The 17676-nt window shown below is 32.5% G+C and carries 19 protein-coding genes and 1 pseudogene; 10 read left to right on the plus strand and 10 right to left on the minus strand.

Translation table 11 applies throughout. The features are described 5' to 3' along the window. From ACP3TL_RS00005 to ACP3TL_RS00020, 4 genes and pseudogenes are all read right to left on the minus strand, one after another. Positions 1-273 (minus strand): annotated as a pseudogene (locus tag ACP3TL_RS00005) (ABC transporter permease); the annotation flags it as partial. Between the two features lie 5 nt (positions 274-278). Beyond that, positions 279-1238, minus strand: a complete 960-nt coding sequence (locus tag ACP3TL_RS00010) for an ABC transporter substrate-binding protein (protein WP_069832692.1) — start codon at positions 1236-1238, stop codon at positions 279-281. Between the two features lie 13 nt (positions 1239-1251). Then, positions 1252-1992, minus strand: coding sequence for an ABC transporter ATP-binding protein (locus ACP3TL_RS00015; protein ID WP_069816996.1), 741 nt, complete (start codon positions 1990-1992; stop codon positions 1252-1254). A 351-nt stretch (positions 1993-2343) separates the two neighbouring features. Beyond that, positions 2344-2856, minus strand: a complete 513-nt coding sequence (locus tag ACP3TL_RS00020) for a DUF4242 domain-containing protein (protein WP_057513328.1) — start codon at positions 2854-2856, stop codon at positions 2344-2346. Between the two features lie 261 nt (positions 2857-3117). Here ACP3TL_RS00020 and ACP3TL_RS00025 point away from each other — a divergent pair, with 261 nt between their 5' ends. The 5 genes from ACP3TL_RS00025 to pcp all read left to right on the plus strand — a co-directional run bounded on the left by ACP3TL_RS00025 (position 3118) and on the right by pcp (position 7845). Beyond that, positions 3118-4731 (plus strand): M20/M25/M40 family metallo-hydrolase, encoded by a 1614-nt coding sequence (locus tag ACP3TL_RS00025; RefSeq protein ID WP_069832691.1) that lies wholly within the window; start codon positions 3118-3120, stop codon positions 4729-4731. A gap of 133 nt (positions 4732-4864) precedes the next feature. Next, entirely contained in the window at positions 4865-5305 is a 441-nt protein-coding gene (locus ACP3TL_RS00030) for a DUF805 domain-containing protein (protein ID WP_069832690.1), read from the plus strand. A gap of 223 nt (positions 5306-5528) precedes the next feature. Then, complete coding sequence (locus ACP3TL_RS00035; RefSeq protein WP_285326454.1) at positions 5529-6233, plus strand: DUF969 domain-containing protein; 705 nt, start codon at positions 5529-5531, stop codon at positions 6231-6233. Continuing rightward, complete coding sequence (locus ACP3TL_RS00040; RefSeq protein WP_069832688.1) at positions 6226-7152, plus strand: DUF979 domain-containing protein; 927 nt, start codon at positions 6226-6228, stop codon at positions 7150-7152. Before ACP3TL_RS00035 ends, ACP3TL_RS00040 begins: the two co-directional genes overlap by 8 nt. 51 nt (positions 7153-7203) lie before the next feature. Beyond that, positions 7204-7845, plus strand: coding sequence for a pyroglutamyl-peptidase I (gene pcp, locus ACP3TL_RS00045; RefSeq protein WP_069832687.1), 642 nt, complete (start codon positions 7204-7206; stop codon positions 7843-7845). A gap of 271 nt (positions 7846-8116) precedes the next feature. Here pcp and ACP3TL_RS00050 read toward each other — a convergent pair whose 3' ends face one another. Continuing rightward, a complete protein-coding gene (locus ACP3TL_RS00050; protein WP_069832919.1) occupies positions 8117-8617 on the minus strand; it encodes a GNAT family N-acetyltransferase in 501 nt (166 codons plus the stop codon). 235 nt (positions 8618-8852) lie between these two features. On the opposite strand from ACP3TL_RS00050, the gene ACP3TL_RS00055 reads away from it, so the two are divergent. Beyond that, a complete protein-coding gene (locus ACP3TL_RS00055; RefSeq protein ID WP_277575636.1) occupies positions 8853-9665 on the plus strand; it encodes a metallophosphoesterase in 813 nt (270 codons plus the stop codon). 70 nt (positions 9666-9735) lie between these two features. Here ACP3TL_RS00055 and ACP3TL_RS00060 read toward each other — a convergent pair whose 3' ends face one another. Further along, positions 9736-10350 carry a C39 family peptidase gene (locus ACP3TL_RS00060; protein ID WP_069817435.1) on the minus strand — a complete coding sequence of 205 codons (615 nt, stop codon included), beginning with the start codon at positions 10348-10350 and terminating at the stop codon, positions 9736-9738. 168 nt (positions 10351-10518) lie between these two features. Here ACP3TL_RS00060 and ACP3TL_RS00065 point away from each other — a divergent pair, with 168 nt between their 5' ends. Continuing rightward, on the plus strand, positions 10519-10983 hold the full coding sequence (locus ACP3TL_RS00065) for a GyrI-like domain-containing protein (RefSeq protein WP_069832921.1): 465 nt from the start codon (positions 10519-10521) through the stop codon (positions 10981-10983). Positions 10984-11077: 94 nt separating this feature from the next. On the opposite strand, the gene tcaB is transcribed toward ACP3TL_RS00065, so the two are convergent. Further along, positions 11078-12286: a putative multidrug effflux MFS transporter TcaB gene (tcaB, locus tag ACP3TL_RS00070; protein ID WP_069832922.1), complete on the minus strand. Its 1209-nt coding sequence runs from the start codon at positions 12284-12286 to the stop codon at positions 11078-11080. A gap of 170 nt (positions 12287-12456) precedes the next feature. Between tcaB and ACP3TL_RS00075 the strand changes: the two genes are divergently transcribed. Together ACP3TL_RS00075 and ACP3TL_RS00080 are read left to right on the plus strand one after the other, a co-directional pair. After that, positions 12457-12837, plus strand: coding sequence for a GtrA family protein (locus tag ACP3TL_RS00075; protein ID WP_069832923.1), 381 nt, complete (start codon positions 12457-12459; stop codon positions 12835-12837). Between the two features lie 194 nt (positions 12838-13031). Then, positions 13032-13901 (plus strand): cation diffusion facilitator family transporter, encoded by an 870-nt coding sequence (locus tag ACP3TL_RS00080; protein WP_069817443.1) that lies wholly within the window; start codon positions 13032-13034, stop codon positions 13899-13901. 300 nt (positions 13902-14201) lie between these two features. Here the strand turns inward: ACP3TL_RS00080 and ACP3TL_RS00085 are convergent, their stop codons facing one another. Then, positions 14202-14579 (minus strand): aggregation-promoting factor C-terminal-like domain-containing protein, encoded by a 378-nt coding sequence (locus ACP3TL_RS00085; protein WP_069817445.1) that lies wholly within the window; start codon positions 14577-14579, stop codon positions 14202-14204. Positions 14580-14957: 378 nt separating this feature from the next. Between ACP3TL_RS00085 and ACP3TL_RS00090 the strand changes: the two genes are divergently transcribed. Next, positions 14958-15644, plus strand: a complete 687-nt coding sequence (locus ACP3TL_RS00090) for a 2,3-diphosphoglycerate-dependent phosphoglycerate mutase (RefSeq protein ID WP_069832924.1) — start codon at positions 14958-14960, stop codon at positions 15642-15644. A gap of 232 nt (positions 15645-15876) precedes the next feature. On the opposite strand, the gene ACP3TL_RS00095 is transcribed toward ACP3TL_RS00090, so the two are convergent. Beyond that, positions 15877-16650 (minus strand): DUF2705 family protein, encoded by a 774-nt coding sequence (locus tag ACP3TL_RS00095; RefSeq protein WP_069832925.1) that lies wholly within the window; start codon positions 16648-16650, stop codon positions 15877-15879. Next, on the minus strand, positions 16650-17345 hold the full coding sequence (locus ACP3TL_RS00100) for an ABC transporter ATP-binding protein (protein ID WP_285326447.1): 696 nt from the start codon (positions 17343-17345) through the stop codon (positions 16650-16652). The genes ACP3TL_RS00095 and ACP3TL_RS00100 overlap by 1 nt, the downstream gene beginning before the upstream one ends. Between the last annotated feature and the right edge of the window lie 331 nt (positions 17346-17676).

Raw genomic sequence — 17676 nt, forward strand, 5'->3', positions numbered from 1 at the left:
GAATGCATTACTACGGCCTAATAAAAAACCAACAGGAACCCCTATGATAACTGCAAATCCAAATCCTACAATAAAGCGAAATAAACTAATACCTAAGTGTGAAAATATTTCCCCGGTAATAATGAACTGCCATATACTTTCTGCTACTAGTAAGGGTCCCGGTAAAAGAATAGGCTGGTAATCTCCAATCCAAATTACGCATTGCCATATAAATAGGAAAATAATAAAAGTAATGATTGGTAATGTCCATTTTTTGACTATATTAGCTGTCATTTCATTTACCCCTCCTTATATAGCGTAGGATCAACAAAATCTTTATAAGCAGGTGCTTTAAAAAGTTTATGATCATTTACTAAATCTGTAATTTTACTGTAACCGTCTTTTTTAATCGTTAAATCGCCGTATGATGTCCATTCGGCTGATTGTTCAAGAACTTTTCTATCTTGCTTAAAGTTTTTTGCCATGACATCTACACTTTTATCTTTATTGTTCATTTTATAACCAGCTTGTTTATAATCTGACATAAACTCTTTGGCAACTGTATGATGTTGATCAATAAGATCGCTTCTAAGTACAAGTGCGCAACAATAAGCATCTGGAACGATATCACTACCATGCTTTATAGTATCGCCTTTACCTAATTTTTCTCCCAGTGCACCGAATGGTTCCGCGACAGAATAACCCGAGATTCGTTCTTCGCTTAACGCTGCAGGCATTTCTGCTGGGGCCATTTCATGATAACTAAAGGTATCAGATTTTAAGTTCATTTGTTTTCGCATTTCTTCTAGTAATAAATAATGTGTTGAATAACGATGTGGGATAGCAAAACTGTATTCTCCGTGATTGTGAAAATCAGAAGCTTCTTTACCTTTTTGTCCCATAATCACATTGCCCTCATGATGACCTAAGGCGACTGCTTTAATATTAGAACCTTTTTGTTTTGATTTCATCGCAAGTTCAATCAGTGTAGATGCGCCATCGATTTTACCGCTGTTCAAGGCATCCATAAGGTCTGGCCAATTATTAAAACGTATGAGTTCGAGTTTGTAACCAGATTTTTTAGATTTTTGTTGAATGTCTTCTGTCATCATCAAATTTGCTGAATGTGTTATTGGAAGATAGCCTATTTTTATAGTTTGCTTTTTATTGTCGCCATTTTGACTATCTTGATTTTTATTCGTGCTACAACCTGAAAGAATAAGAAGGAGTATTAAAGTAAAAGCAATATATTTTTTCAATTTCTAACACTCCTTATAAATAATATTCTGGCTCTGCCATATGGTGATTTAAAGCAAATTTTTCCATAATATCATTTCTTACTTTTAATAAATGACTATCATTGCGGTTACGAGGATGAGATTGTTTGATATTATATTGGCTGATAATTTCACAACCATCACCGAGTAGCACAATATTATCTGAAAGATAAATTGCTTCATCAATATCATGCGTAACTAAAATGATTGTTGCTTTTGTGCGCTCTTTTAAACGTACAAGTTGATCTTGTAATTTATAACGTGTAAAGGCATCTAAAGCACCTAAGGGTTCATCCATGAGTATGACATTCGGTTGATGTACTTGTGCTCTACAAAGCGCAACACGTTGCTTCATACCACCGGATAATTCTTCTGGAAATAATTTCCCTTTATGATTTAAATCTACGGTTTTTAACTGTTTATTGATGTCTTCATTGCTTATGTATTGAGACAAACCAATACGTATGTTGTCGTTAATATTTTTCCAAGGAAGTAAGTTGTGGTGTTGAAATATCATTAAACAATCAGGTGATGGTGTTTGTTTAATTTTTCCATCAATATTTACTGCACCTGAAGTTGGTGTTAAAAAACCACCAATAATATTTAATAACGTCGATTTACCACAACCACTTTTACCTATAAAAGTTACGATGTTACTTTTTTCTATATTTAATTCAAAATCATTAATGACTTGGTTATCGCCAAATTGATGTTGAACGTGGTCAATGTGAATCATTACAACACCTCGATTAATCTTATCGTTTTAGTATGGTTTATCCTGACACTAAAGGGCTATGCATACACATAGCCCGTGAAGTGATTGATTTTAATGTTTTATTTTGAAAAAAGTGCATAAGAACTACTCATCTCAATTTCATTGAGAAGCAGAATTAAGGATTACAATAGCTAAGCTATTGCATTAAGAAAAACTAATGACTAAAAATCACTTTTAGAATTAAGGATTACAATTGCTAAAGCAATTGCATAAGAACTACTAATCTCAATTTCATTGAGAAGCAAAATTAAGGATTACAATAGCTTTAGCTATTGCATTAAGAAAAACTAATGACTTTAGTCATAAGTTTTTCTATATTTTCTCGATATCATCGATAGGTGTATCTACAGCTTTACGTGCACGGCGAACAGCATCTTCGTCTGGTGCATCGTATAAACAGATACATTTTGACATATCTTCACATACGTAAGTACGTTGGAATTGTACTTCAGGTACTTCTTCATAATGTACTGAGTTTTTCTTTTTACGTGCTAAATATTGATCCATAGAAACGCCTTCTGGAATATTCCAAGTTACTAGGTAATCTACATGAGCATCACCTTTTTTAACGTCTTCTAATTCTTTACCAACTAAACGTACTTCTTTAACAAGGTTGATATTAATTGAAGCATCTTCTAAAAATTGTTTCGCTTCAGTATCATCATTAGCTTCAACGATAAAGTATCCGTGTGTAAGGTCTTCTGTCGCCTGTACTTCGATAAGTGTTGGCACTTCGCCCGTTGTTAAATCAGCTGCTTTCTTTTCTAATTCGCTTTTATTTGATGCAAATGCTAAATCATTTGCTTCTAGTAAATATAATGTCATAAATATTAACCTCCAAGATTGATAATAAGTGAATAATACAACAATCCCTATCAGATTACAAGGATATAATAAGATGTAATTTTAATTTTCAGAAAACTGTTAATTAATTTATAGAATATTAGAGTTAAGAAGTATCACTAACTGCGTAGCGATTGAGAAAAAGTTAAAGTGTTAAAATATTGATTTTCTAATTAAATATATTGCTATTGAATTTCAATACATATTATACTTGAGGAAACGCTTACAAACGGAGGGGATAAAGTGACAAAATTGCTATGGCAATCATACGAAAATCGATTAAATTTATTGAAGAGATTAGTGAATCATCAAACGGTGACGAATTCTGAAGGTGAGCTAACATTTCCAAACTTCGTCAAGCAGCAATTGTTACAACTTACATATTTTCAAGAACATAAAAAACATATTCAAATGACACAAACTGAAGATGATAAGGAAGCTGTCGTTGCATTTTATCAAGCGGACACATCAGCAAAAACAATTGTGTTAATAAGTCATTATGACACTGTAGGTGTAGAGGATTATGGAAATTTTCAGTCCAACGCGTTTAATCCAGATGAATTAAAGTCATTATTTTCTCAAAACCATCATTATTTAAATACAGAAGCAATTGAAGACTTAAAGAATGACTCCTATTTATTTGGGCGAGGAACAATGGATATGAAAGCAGGGCTAATGTTGCATCTTTCATTAATTGAATTAGCCAGTGTTGAAGCATGGGACATTAATTTAATTTTAGTTACAGTACCAGATGAAGAGGTCAATTCTTCAGGGATGCGTAAAGCAGTAGAAGCAATTGCTCAGTTAAAGCAACAATATCAATTGGATATACAACTTCATTTAAACAGTGAACCTACTTTTCAACAAGCTGGTGCGGATGAAAAGCATTATATATATTCAGGGTCAATTGGAAAAATTATGCCTGGCGTATTATGTTATGGCAAAGAAACGCATGTAGGTAACCCATTAGATGGTCTGAGTTCTAACTTCATGATGAGTTATATTACTCAAGCGATTGAATACAACAATGTATTTAAAGAAGTTTTTGAAAATGAAGCAACGCCAGTTCCAGTATCACTGCATACAAGAGATAATAAATTGGCATACGATGTCCAAACACCATTCAGAACAATAGGATTATTTAATGTTTTTCTTTTTAAAAATAAGCCTGATGATGTGTTTAGACAATTTATCGATTCAGTGGTACACGCTACAGAACGCTGTGAAAGTGATTGGCTCTCCATATTAGAAGAGCAAGAGAGACAATTTGATACAAAAATTAATGTGCTAACATATGATCAATTAAAGCAATATGCCATTAAACAACATGGAGTCGCGTATATAACTAAGAAAATTGATAAGGCAATTCAAGAAACAGCTGAGTTACATTTACAAAGCGTCAATGTCGTTGATACATTAATGCAAACCTGTAAAGATATTGCACCAGCAGTAGTGACATTTTTTGCAACACCATATTATCCTGCAGTTAATTCGTCTTACGATAAGCGTGTTGAATCAACGGTCGAATTAGTGCATCGAACGTTGCGCGATCAATTTCAACGTCAAAGTGAACGTATTCACTATTTTAATGGTATTAGTGATAGTAGTTATTTGAACTTTGATGGAGATATGGAACAAATTGTTGCTTATGAAAAAAATACGCCTAATTTTAATAAAACATATCAACTACCGTTTGAAGCAATAAAAACTATTAGCGCGCCGATATTATTATGTGGACCCATAGGTAAAGACGCGCATAAAGTCAGTGAACGTTTGCATAAAAAAAGTGCATTTGAAGAATTACCTGTTGTTTTAGAACAAATTATTAATTCTTATATTGAGTCAGCAAAAGAATAAGAATAACTTGTAATATTTTCTTAAATAAATTTTTATATTCTATGGCTTGTTAGTGTATAGGTTAGTGCGATATATTAGTGAATATATTCATTGCACAGGTATTTCCATAAGAAGAAAATGGAGTGGTAACAATATGATAGAGGCGTATAAAAGTTTTTGGAAGAGGTATGCTGACTTTAAAGGGAAATCAGATAGACTAGAGTTCTGGACACCAGTATTGGTTCATATCATTGGCATCTTTATCGTAGCGTTAATCGGCGCAATTAGCTTTTTAGCGGGCGTTTTTATTGTCGCAGCAATTTTATCTGCACTTATTGGTATATTTGCTTTAGCAATCATGGTACCTATGGTTTCAGTAACATTAAGAAGATTTTATGATGCAGGTAGAAAAAGGATTACTGCACTCATTTTAATTATTTTATCGATAGTCGTTAATATCTTATTTGATATTATACAAATCAATAGCGTTGCAATGATCTTAAATGTTGTATCAATAATTTGTACGATTATATTGATTGTTGAGACACTATTGCCTTCACGTGACGTTCCTGAGTCAGAATTGAAATGGTTATAAAATTGTTTTTGATAGTCAATATTAAAGTGAATAACATTTATTTATGAAGTAAAACTTTTTCTAGTTAGCCTTGTAAGGGTGGAAATAAGAAATCACAATTTGATTTCTTGTTCCACTCTTTTTTTGTAGATTTTAGTAAAAGTGAGTTATCAATATAATTTTTCTGAAAATTCATTGTATTTAGGAATAATAAATTTATACTATAGTAAAAAGGAGGGATTTTATGGAATGGTTAAAATTAATTGGTATTTTAATTATCATATTAGGATTTGTCTTTAAAATCGACACGATTGCAGAAATTTTAATTGCCGCAGTGGTTACTGGAATTGTATCAGGATTAGATTTATATGCAATTCTAGATACATTAGGGAAGGCATTTGTTGATAATAGGCTGGTGACGTTGTTCATTTTAACTTTACCGATGGTTGGATTAATTGAAAGATTTGGATTGAAAAAACAAGCATCTAATTTAATAGGAAGGGTAAAGCGTGTAACGAGTGGACGATTGCTGACAATTTATTTAGTGATTAGAGAACTAGCGGGTGTGGCGTCGATTCGTATAGGGGGACATCCACAATTTGTCAGACCACTTATTAATCCTATGGTACAAGGTGCATTAAAAACACGTTATAACTTAAAAGATGAAGAGGTCGATGCAACGGATATCGAGAAGATAAAAGCACAAGCGTCTGCAATGGAAAATTATGGTAATTTCTTTGGACAAAATTTATTTGTTGGTGCGGCAGGTGTGTTACTTATGGTTGGCACGTTTCAGTCATTAGACATTAAAGTAGATGCAGTAGATCTTGTGTTAGCATCATTACCAATTGCAATTATCGTTTTCATTATCGTATGGGTTAATAATATAAGGTTTGATAAGTATTTAGATAAAAAGTATGGCACGAAGCAGGTGAATAAAAATGACTGAAAACACATTGAATAATATTTTAGAGCTTTTTTACATATTGATAGGTTTACAATTACTTTATACAGCGTATCGTGTATTAAAAGCTTCGTCACATCAGAAAAAGTATGGAACAGCACTATTTTGGATTTTGCTAGCAGCGACTTTTATCATAGGGCCTTATATACCAAATGTAATAAACGGTATATTTATTTTAGTAATGGGTGGATTAACATTATTTAAACAAGTAATAATCAAAAATATCATTGATGTCGATGAAGCAACAGGGGATAAAGGTGCAAAAAAATATGGTAATAAATTATTTATTCCAGCTATTATACTAGCTGTGGCTGCCATTGCAGTATCAAATTGGACGCCCTTAGGTGGGGCAATTGGTTTAGGTATATCCTCTGTTTTAGGTTTAATAGCAGCTTATGTTGTAATTAAACCTAATGGCAAATATGTGCTCTATGATAGCGACAGATTAACACAACAGATTGGCACTGTAGGTATATTACCTCAGTTTTTAGCAGCTTTAGGTGTGCTATTTACTGTGAGTGGTGTTGGAGATGTTATTTCTAAAGGGATATCTTCATTCTTACCAGAAGGCAATCATTTATTAGGAGCTACAGCATATATATTAGGCATGGTATTATTTACGATGCTAATGGGCAACGCTTTTGCAGCATTTACTGTTATCACAGCAAGTATTGGTATTCCATTTGTTATAGCGCAAGGTGGAGATCCTGTTATAGCTGGTGCTTTAGCAATGACAGGTGGATTTTGTGGAACGTTGTTAACACCTATGGCAGCAAACTTTAATACATTGCCAGTAGCATTATTAGAAATGAAAGATGAATTTGGTGTTATTAAAGCACAAGCACCTATCGCGTTTATATTAATTTTTGTACACATTGGTTTAATGTATTTTTGGGCTTTTTAAATCATGATTACTGTAGAGTTAATCAATTAAAATAAAGGAGGCTATTAGACGATGAATATATTAGTGACGGGATTTGACCCTTTTGGTGGAGAAACAATTAATCCTGCTCTAGAAGCTGTCAAACTATTGCCAGATGAAATTGAAGGTCATAAGATAGATAAATTAGAAATACCTACTGTTTTTCATAAAAGTAAAGAGGTCGTTGTAGAACAATTAAAACAGAAGGAATATGATATTGTTTTAGCTATTGGACAGGCAGGGGGCAGGTTTGAATTAACTCCAGAACGAGTTGGAATTAATATAGATGATGCGCGTATTCCAGATAATGAAGGGAATCAACCAATTGATGAAGCGATTCAAACAACTGGAGCATCTGCTTATTTTTCTAATTTACCGGTTAAACGTATGACAGAGGCAATAAAATCACAAGGTGTACCTGCACGCTTATCAAATACTGCTGGCACATTTGTATGTAATCATATTTTATATCAACTTGGTTACTTACAGGCAACGCAGTTTCCAAATATTAAATTTGGTTTTATCCATGTGCCATTTATACCTGAACAAGTTACAGATAAGCCAGAAAAGCCATCGATGTCTATTCAAACGATTGCTAAAGGTTTAAAAGCCGCGCTTGAAGCGGTCGTTGAATCAGACAAAGATATCAAAGTGGTATTAGGAGAAACACATTAAAAGATGTACACTATAAAAAATAAGGGAGTGGGACAGAAATCTAATTTTTCTAATAAAATTTCGTCGTATGAACCCAGCCCGGCACAGCTACTGTAAAATGGAATACAAGCGCTTCAGCGCTTGCATAAGAACTACTTGTCTTCATAAATGAAGTAGTAGTTCTTTAAAAGCTTGGTATAAGCGCATTTTCAATTCAGTCAGCCACTGCCAATATAAAAAACTGAGGCTAAGACATGTGATATGTCCCAGCCTCTTATTTTTTATGTTGGTATTAATGATCGTGTTCAGTTCTTGTGAAATTCATTCTTATTTCGTTATACGTTTTTCCAAAATAGGTAGGTTTTTTTTCAGGTGTTCGTTTGAAACCGATCTGTTCATAGAAATGGATGGCATTGTCATTTTCTTCTACGACCCATAGCATTACATTATCTGGATAAGATAATTCTAATGCACGTTGAGTTAATGCAAAGCCAATCATATGACGTTGATATTCTTCTAATAAATATAATGCGAAGATTTCGCTCCAATCATCTGAATACGTAGATGTTTGTGTTTTGCCATAGGAAATAAAACCTACAATTTCATTATTTACAATAGCAACTAATGTGGGTACATCATGCAAGGAGGACTGCTTGATAAATTGTTCTTTATCAAGCTTTTCTAAGTAATCATTCTTAGCTATGTCATTGTATGTTTCTAGCCAGCTTTCATAATGTACCATCGCTTTACCGTGCTTATCTTTTTCGGACAAGGCTCTAATCGTAAACTCCATAGAATGTCCTCCTTTATATACTAAATTGATATTATTATAGCATCATTTATTTTTAAAAAGAAATGTTTACACTTTTAATAGTAATGTAAAATAAATATATTACGGGATGGTGTTGTATTATCGGTTAATATTCATTTTATTAGTTAGCACAACTCAAAAATGTGCGGATTACTTAATGAACTATAAGAGAATATGTAATAATGATAGTGTTATGAAATAGAGGAATGTGATAAAAATGAAAATAGGTATGATTTCAGATTTGCATGTAGATAGACATAAGACACTGACACCCGAAGACTACCAACAAGTATTAATTAAAGTGATAAATCAGCGTGACATAGAATTGTTGCTTATTGCAGGGGACATCTCTAATAATTATAACTTAACGCAACAATTTATTGAGCACATTGAAAGTACGACGCAAATAAAAGTGTTATTTATTCCGGGCAACCATGATTTTTGGGCAACAGATACAGGTGCTACATCATCCGAGATTTTAGATTTTTATATGTCGATGGAGACGTGCTTAATTGGTAAACCTTATGACATCAATGATGAGTGGGCCATTGTCGGTAACACAGGTTGGTATGATTATACGTACGCGGATCCTAAATTTTCAATAGAGCGAATTGCTCGTAGAAAATATTACGGTGCAACATGGCAAGATAAAGTGAAAATTGATTGGCCTATGGAAGATAGAAAACTATCTCGCATTGCAGCCAAACAAACGGCAAAGGATATTGAAAAAGTTAAACACAAAAAAGTGATACTTATGACACATATCGTAACGCACCCGAAATTTGCAGTTCCAATGCCACATCGTATATTTGATTATTTTAATGCGTTTATAGGAACATCAGATTTTGATACTTTATACCAACAATATGATATTCGCTATAGCATCATGGGGCATGTCCATTTTAGAAATGCATTTGAAGAACGCGGTGTCACATACATTTGTCCATGTCTAGGTTATCAAAGAGAATGGCGTTCACCTGATATAGAACAAGAAATCAATCATGCATTATATAGTATTTCAATTTTTTAGTAACCTTGTAGGGGCGAGAACAAGAAATTAAATTATATTTCTACCTCGCCCCATTTTTATTTCGACAACATTATGATGGGTGAATATAAAAACTCATGCGGCCAGGCGCATTATAACTTTGTTCTAATTTAGCTTTTTTAATTTTAATAATTTGAAATTTATTCGGTATGATTGCAGGAACAAGTATTATTTTACCTAAATGTGACCATAGTGGATCAATATAATAATAATGATGTTCGTCATAACCAATAAGTACAGTTACATGAATGTTGGACACTAACTGAGTTGGATGGTTATCTAATTTAAATGTACGTTTCGCAGGACGCTGTCCTAGCACAGTGTGATAAATCACCACTGGTTGGCCTTGATCGATTATGCTACATAGCGCATTTAAAGATTGCCCAGTACTGTCATTGATATGTGCATCGTATTGTTTTAAATACGGAACTAAAGCAGTCGGGAATATTGTTTGATGATGACCCCATTTAATCCATAGATAATTACCCACATAACCTTTATGAGGATTATTTGCATGTCTAGGCCAATGTTTCATAATTTGAGTAGCTGGAATAGCGTGTTCATTAAATTGTAGTATCATGGCAGCGGATACGCCTTCACATCCCATAATCATTGGAATAGGAAAAAGCTGACTAATTGGTTTTACAGATAAAATTTTTCGACTCATGCTACGGCTCCTTACTTAATTTGTAAAAAGGGACTTGTTTTGAAATTTATTTTATTATATAACCATTATTTGAAGATGCATATTAAGATGCCTGAATATCTATATAATAGTTCACGATAGAAATCGCATATGCATTTTGGTTATAATAACAAAAAGGGGTGGATGTGTATGGAATACAGATTAGAGACGCTATCACGGACTTCAGTTTTAGGTGTCAAAAAGGAGTATACGACTGGCCAAAAAGCGCAAGAAGATATATTTAATTTCTGGATGGATTTTGATGATAAAGGGAAGAAACAGGAATTAATGCCACTAGGTAATAATCAATTGCAAGGGCTATTGGCTGTTTATAAACCTCATGCTAATGGTGAAGTCCATTGCCTCATTGGTGTTACCAATGATATGGATGAAGCGCAATGGCAGCGAACAGAATTATCTGAGGGTAGATATATTGTCTTTGATGCTAAAGGGCCAGTACCTGAGTCTATTAAAAAGGGTATGGAAAAGATAAATAGACATATTTTACCTACATTAGATTATGAATTTCGCGATGCTCCATTTTTTGAGTTGTATAAAGAAGGACCCATAAGATCAGAAGAATATATTACAGAAATATGGCTTCCTATCGTTTAGATAAATCATAGTAACACAAAATTAAAGGGAGCCTCCAAAAAATTTGGAAGCTCCCTTTAATAATAGGACTGGTGCCCCACCTGTTTTATATAGACTATTTGTTCAATACGCTTCTTCTGGTAGTGAATTTTAAGCCAAGTTCTAATGAAATAATTAGCACCGTAGTAATAACTAAAATCGTTAAATATGGCATGACACTATATCCGCCTTGTAAACCAACTAAGGGTGATATCACACCACCTAGAATAAATTGGAAAAGACCGAGTAAACTAGAGGCGTTGCCACTACCGCCTGTACGTGATTCCATCGCTAATGTAAAGCTTAGCGGGCCAATCCCTGTTACTGGGCAAACATTTAAGAAGAATGCGATGACTAAAACCCAGGTCGGTAAGTGTAATATGAGTGTGATACAAATTAATACGACGCCTGCAATTTGTATCATTGTTAGTGCAATCAGTAATACATAGCGATTTATATAGCTAACTAAAATAGCAGTGAGCTGACTCATGATAATTAACCCGATACCATTAATTGCAAATAGCACACTAAATTGTTGGGGGGTCATATCATAAATTTTTTGTGTAATAAAAGGGGCTGCAGATGAAAAACTGAATAACATCACATATGTCAGTCCTTGCAGCAACATAGGAATAACAAAAGCTGGTTTTTTCAACAAATAACCAAAGTCTTTAAAAATGGTGCCGAAGTTAAGTTTTGAAAGATTAGCTGTTCTTGTTTCTTCCATTTTGAAAAGGGCGAAAAAGAATATGATCATACTAACAATTGTTAAAATAAAGAAAATAGCTTGCCAGTTTGAGACACTTAAGGCATAACCACCGATCAGTGGAGCGATAATAGTAATAATCCCATTCACGACAAGAAGTGAAGCTAGACCTTTGGCTAAGGCTTTTCCTTTATGTAAATCCCCTATAGAGGCCTTAGCTATGACGATGGCTCCGCCACCAGTCAAACCTTGTATCAAACGAATTGTTAATAAGGTAGACATAGCGTTTGCGAATACTGCAATAAATGAAGCAATTGCATATAATATGATAATGATTAATGCAATCTTTTTACGTCCATATGCATCTGACAAAGGTCCAAAGATAAATTGTCCTATTGCAAGTCCTATCATAGCGAAAGACAGTGTAAGTTGCGCTTGAGAAGCGGTTGTATTAAAATCACTTTGTACACTTGGTAATGATGGAACGTACATATCTATTGTTAAAGGACCAAAAGTAGTCATAATACCCAACACAATAATAACAATTAGCGGTAGTTGGCGATTTGAAGTTTTGTCCATGTTAAGTGCTCCTTTAAATTTCTCTCTAATGCATTATTACATACAAGTTTAATTATTCTGTAACTAAGTAATTATCCCATATGAATTTAGAAATGCAATGATAATTTACATACTAAAAAACAAACAGAACGTGCGAAATAATTATAAATATGAATCAAAGGAGTAAGTTCATGAATTTAAATAAAACCCACTATGAAATTATAAAGTTCATCATTGTTGGTGGCATTAATACATTAAATTACTACATCGTCTACCTTATCTTATTAAAATTAATAGATTTAAATTACTTAGTCAGTCATGTAAGTGGGTTTATGGTTAGTTTTATAATTTCATATTATTTAAACTGCCATTTTGTATATAAAGTAAAACCCACATGGCGTAAATTTATTCAATTTCCATTAACACAGGTTGTGAATATGGGCATGCAGACATTGTTATTGTATATATTCGTACAGTGGCTTCATATTTCTTCAGTAATAGCACCGTTTGCAGGGCTAATTATAACGATACCTATTACTTTCGTTTTATCAAAATATATACTTAAAGACTGATTTTTTAAGGACTTAAAAATAAAGTTAGAACAGTGATAACTTTACTTTTTGTACAATTTAACAACTTTATTTAGGAAAGGCTAAAAAAATAATTTTACTATTTATATTAAATAATTTTTGAATAAAAATTGTTGTAAATATGCTTGGGATAGGTCATAATAAATGTTCTATATTAATTAAGGTGGACATCAGACATGACACAAAATGAAAATTTGAAAACAGCGCAAAAAGGCGCTTATTTAAGTTTAATTGTATATATCGTTCTTTCAATTGCCAAATTTATTGTTGGCTCTATGTATGATTCAGCAGCAGTTAGAGCAGATAGTTTAAACAATATGACTGATATTGTAGTCTCGTTAGCGGTTATTATAGGACTGAAAATTTCTATTAAACCTGCAGATAAAAACCATCCTTATGGACACTTAAAATCAGAGAATATTTCAACGTTACTCGTTTCGTTTATTATAATGTTTGTAGGTATACAAGTTGTGATAGAAAGTGTTCCTGAGATTTTTTCTAAGGATCACCATGCACCTAATGTAATTACAATATATGTCAGTGTGATAAGTGGCATCATAATGTTGATAGTATTTTACATTAATCAAAAGTTAGCTAAACGTACGAATAGTAGTTCGCTAAATTCAGCGGCAAAGGATAATTTGTCAGATGCGTTAGTTAGTATCGGAACAGCTGTAGGCTTAATTTTTACACAATTTGGTTTGCCAATCCTTGATACAGTACTCGCAACGATTTTAGGTTTACTTATTATATACACTGGTTTTAGAATATTTAAAGAATCAATCTTTACACTAAGTGATGGGTTTAATGAACAAGAATTAGAAGCTTACAAAAATTACGTTTTAGAAATAGAAGATGTGATTGATGTGCAAAATATTAAAGGTCGATACCATGGCAGTAGTATCTTTGTAGATGTAACTATTGTCGTTGAATCGGATTTATCTTTAGAAGATGCACACCATATCTGTGATAAAGTAGAACAACATATGCATGAAAAGGGTATTTCTTCAGTTTATGTACATCCCGAACCAGCATCTATACAATAATTGAAACTAAATCATATTTAGTTGTCTACTTGACTGGGTGCAGTTCAATTGTTGACAGTTTTTTGTTCCAATTTTTTCGTATATATAAATTCCATACACGCTTGCTTAGGGTACAACCTAATATAGTAGTCTTCGGCTTGTGGTATAGTTGCGAGTAAAAAGTTAGTGAACGTTGTAGTTGTTTGATAAATAAATGAGTTAATAACATAAAAAAGGGACCTGAAAGTAATTCCAGGTCCCTTTTTACGTTATTTTACAACAAGCTATTCTTACACGTAGTACTTAAATAGCTAGCATTAATTACCACCAGCCATTAGCTAGACGGAAATCGATTGCTGCTTCTATTGAACCGTAACGGTCCTCAGCATAGTTAATCATACCTTTAGTTTGTTCTTCAACTGTGCCAGTGCCCCAAGCTTCTTTAGTTTGTCCTAAACCTTTATAGCCCAATTCGTTTACTGCTTCAGGGTCCCCACTTGATTCAGGCATTACAATATTATCCCATAGTGCTTTAGTACCGCCTGCTTCTATAAATTCACTGTATACATCATTGTTAGCTTGCGTAGTTTGTTGTGTTGACGTCTCAGCTGCGTCTGCTGTTGATACGCTTGAACTCACTCCTAAACCAGTTGCTGCAATAGTAATCGATGCGAAAGATGCTAATAATAATTTTTTCATTTTTTAAAATCCTCCTAATTGATTTACCTGTATACAATGTTAAATATCACAGGTTATGTTTTTACATTTAAATACTTAAAAATTTAATGAATAATAGTTATTTACTGTTTTCTTAATTCAACGTTTATAACTGTAACATCAAAAAATGGTGAGTAGGTTACAGAAAAATAAAAAGAAAGTATCTTTTATGAATAAATGAATACAATCATTTCAAAATAAAGTGTAAATTGTTATAATTTTAATATAGAAATGCGATAGTTAGTGCAGGAATAGGTGAATGGCCAGCTTTGCAACTATAAACAATCAGTATTATTGCTGTAACATTCCTGTAAATATCGTATAAAATCATATTTTACTTAATGGAAAGAAGGAAATATTATGCCAAAATTAATTTTATGTAGACATGGGCAAAGCTTGTGGAATGCTGAAAACTTATTTACAGGATGGGCAGATGTAGACTTATCTGAACAGGGGAAAAATGAAGCAATCACCTCGGGTAAAAAAATAAAAGATAAAGGTTTAGAAATTGATATTGTTTATACGTCTCTGTTAAAAAGAGCTATTAAAACAACATATCATTTGTTAAATGAATCTGATCAGTTATTTATACCAATTATAAAATCTTGGAGATTAAATGAACGTCATTATGGCGGATTGCAAGGTTTAAATAAAAATGATGCCCGAGAAGAATTTGGTGAAGACCAGGTTCATATTTGGAGACGATCATATGATACGCCACCACCAAAACAAAATGAAGAACAACGAAATAGTTACTTAAATGATAGAAAATATGAACTTATAGATAGAAGAGTTATGCCAGAATCTGAAAGTTTAAAAGATACCTTGGTCAGAGTTATACCATATTGGAATGATCAAATTTCTCAACAGTTATTAGATGATAAAACAGTGTTAGTTTCTGCTCATGGTAATTCATTACGCGCACTAATTAAGTATTTAGAGGATGTACCTGACGAAGCTATTGTTAATTATGAAATAAAAACAGGCGCACCTCTTATTTATGAATTAACAGATGATTTAAAAGTGACGGATAAATATTATTTATAATGAAAGATAAGTAATAAACTGGATAAAATATATAACAGCCCTGAGTTTTATGAATTCAGGGCTGTTATATATTGTCGATAAAGTTTTTGACCTTGTTTGGTAAATTTCTATAAACTTTTAAAAATTATGATTTCAAATATAAGATACATTTTAATTTTATGATTGCTTATTTATCTAGAACACGTCTTATGCATGCGTATCTGATTCTAATAACTTATCTTAGGATTAAAAATTAAACGTTCTTTTTTCTAAAGACTAAAACTACTAATATTAAGAAAACTACGATATATGCAATATTTCCAATAAATAATTCGTGTAATTCTAATTTTGTCATTTTTTTGTATATATCATTATCGAGAATTTGGACACTTAGATTCAACATATTAATAGGGTTCCATTTAAGCCATTCCCATTGCTCAATAGCCATAAATAAAATACCAGCGAGTATCGAAGTAGCAAAATAGAAAACAATACCGACAGCAATTGAGACGCCCGGACTTTTAAGTATACAAGAAAGTAACAACGTTAAACTCAAAATGAGCCACATACCTACATAAGTTGCTAATGATGTTAATAATAAACTTTGTAATGGAGATAATTGTTCTCCTGAGTGTTTTAAAATATCGATGTCAGAGAAAAATATAAGGTTAAGTAGTAAACTAATTAGAATACAAAGTACAAATACAATTAGAGAGTAGATGAACAAGGCAATAAACTTACTTAAAATAATACTTGTTCTTGTGTAATTTCTATAAAGTAAATTTTTAATTGTACCGTAATGGAATTCCATAGTAATAATTGTACTCGCTTGAATTATCATTAAAAAGATAATCCAAGAAAAGCCACTATAACCTTGTTCCAGTAGCAACTTCGACTCAATTACATTCGAATAGTTTTTGCTTAAAATAGCTAAGCCAATCATGATAATAAAAATAATTATTGGTATAATAATTGATGATTTCTTTTTGAAAATTTTATATAATTCTTGGTTTACCAATGTTCCCATTATTTTCTCTCCTCCTTATGATCGATGATATTAAGCAATACATTTTCCAAATCACTTTCATTCGAATTATTGAGTTCTTCCATTGTTGTTTCTTTAACGATAGCCCCATTATCAATAATTAAAATCGAGTCAGTAACTTTAACGAGTTCACTTAACATATGACTTGATATGAGGAATGAAACACCTTGTGCTTTGAGTCTTAAAATAGTTTCTCTCACATTTCTCACTGCTTTTGGATCTAATCCGTTCATAGGCTCATCTAAAATAACGAGTTGAGGTTGGTTTAAAAGCGAAAGTACGATACCTAATTTCTGTTTCATTCCTAAAGAATATGCTTTTGCTTTTTTATTTATAAACGGAGTCATTTCTAAATTTTTTATAATTTGTTCCATATTTTCTTTGTCTTTATCTTCATTAATTAAGTTCATGTTTTCGTAACCGGTAAGGAAAGGGTACACTCCAGGGTTTTCAATTAAAGCGCCGATATGCTTATTATTCATAGATCCATGTAGTTTAAGCGAACCGGATTGATAATTAGAAAGCCCTAAAATAACTTTCATTAACGTTGTTTTCCCAGCTCCATTAGCACCGACTAAACCTACGACTTCTCCCTGCTTAAGAGTGAATGATATGTCTTTTAAAATTTGTTGCTTCTTAATTCTTTTATTAATATTTGCTAAAGTTAAAAGCTGCATAAAATTCTCCTTCCAAATAAAATTATTGGTGTACAACACTATTTTACCAAAAAAAGAAGGGCAATAATATACTTTAATTATATTATTTTTATGAATACAAACTATCTTGAAGAAAAAGTAAAAGGCTGAGACATGTCACATGTCTCAGCCTCAATTTTTATATTAGCAGTGGCTAACTGAATTGAAAATACAGTCATATCTAGATTTTAAAGAATTACTACTTCATTTATAAAGACAAGTAGTTCTTATGTAAGAGCTTCAGCGCTTGTATTCCATTTTCTAGTCAGCTATGTAGAGCCTGGGCTCATACGACGAAATGTCATTAGAAAAA

Source organism: Staphylococcus caseorum (assembly GCF_049943195.1).
Taxonomy (GTDB): domain Bacteria; phylum Bacillota; class Bacilli; order Staphylococcales; family Staphylococcaceae; genus Staphylococcus; species Staphylococcus equorum_A.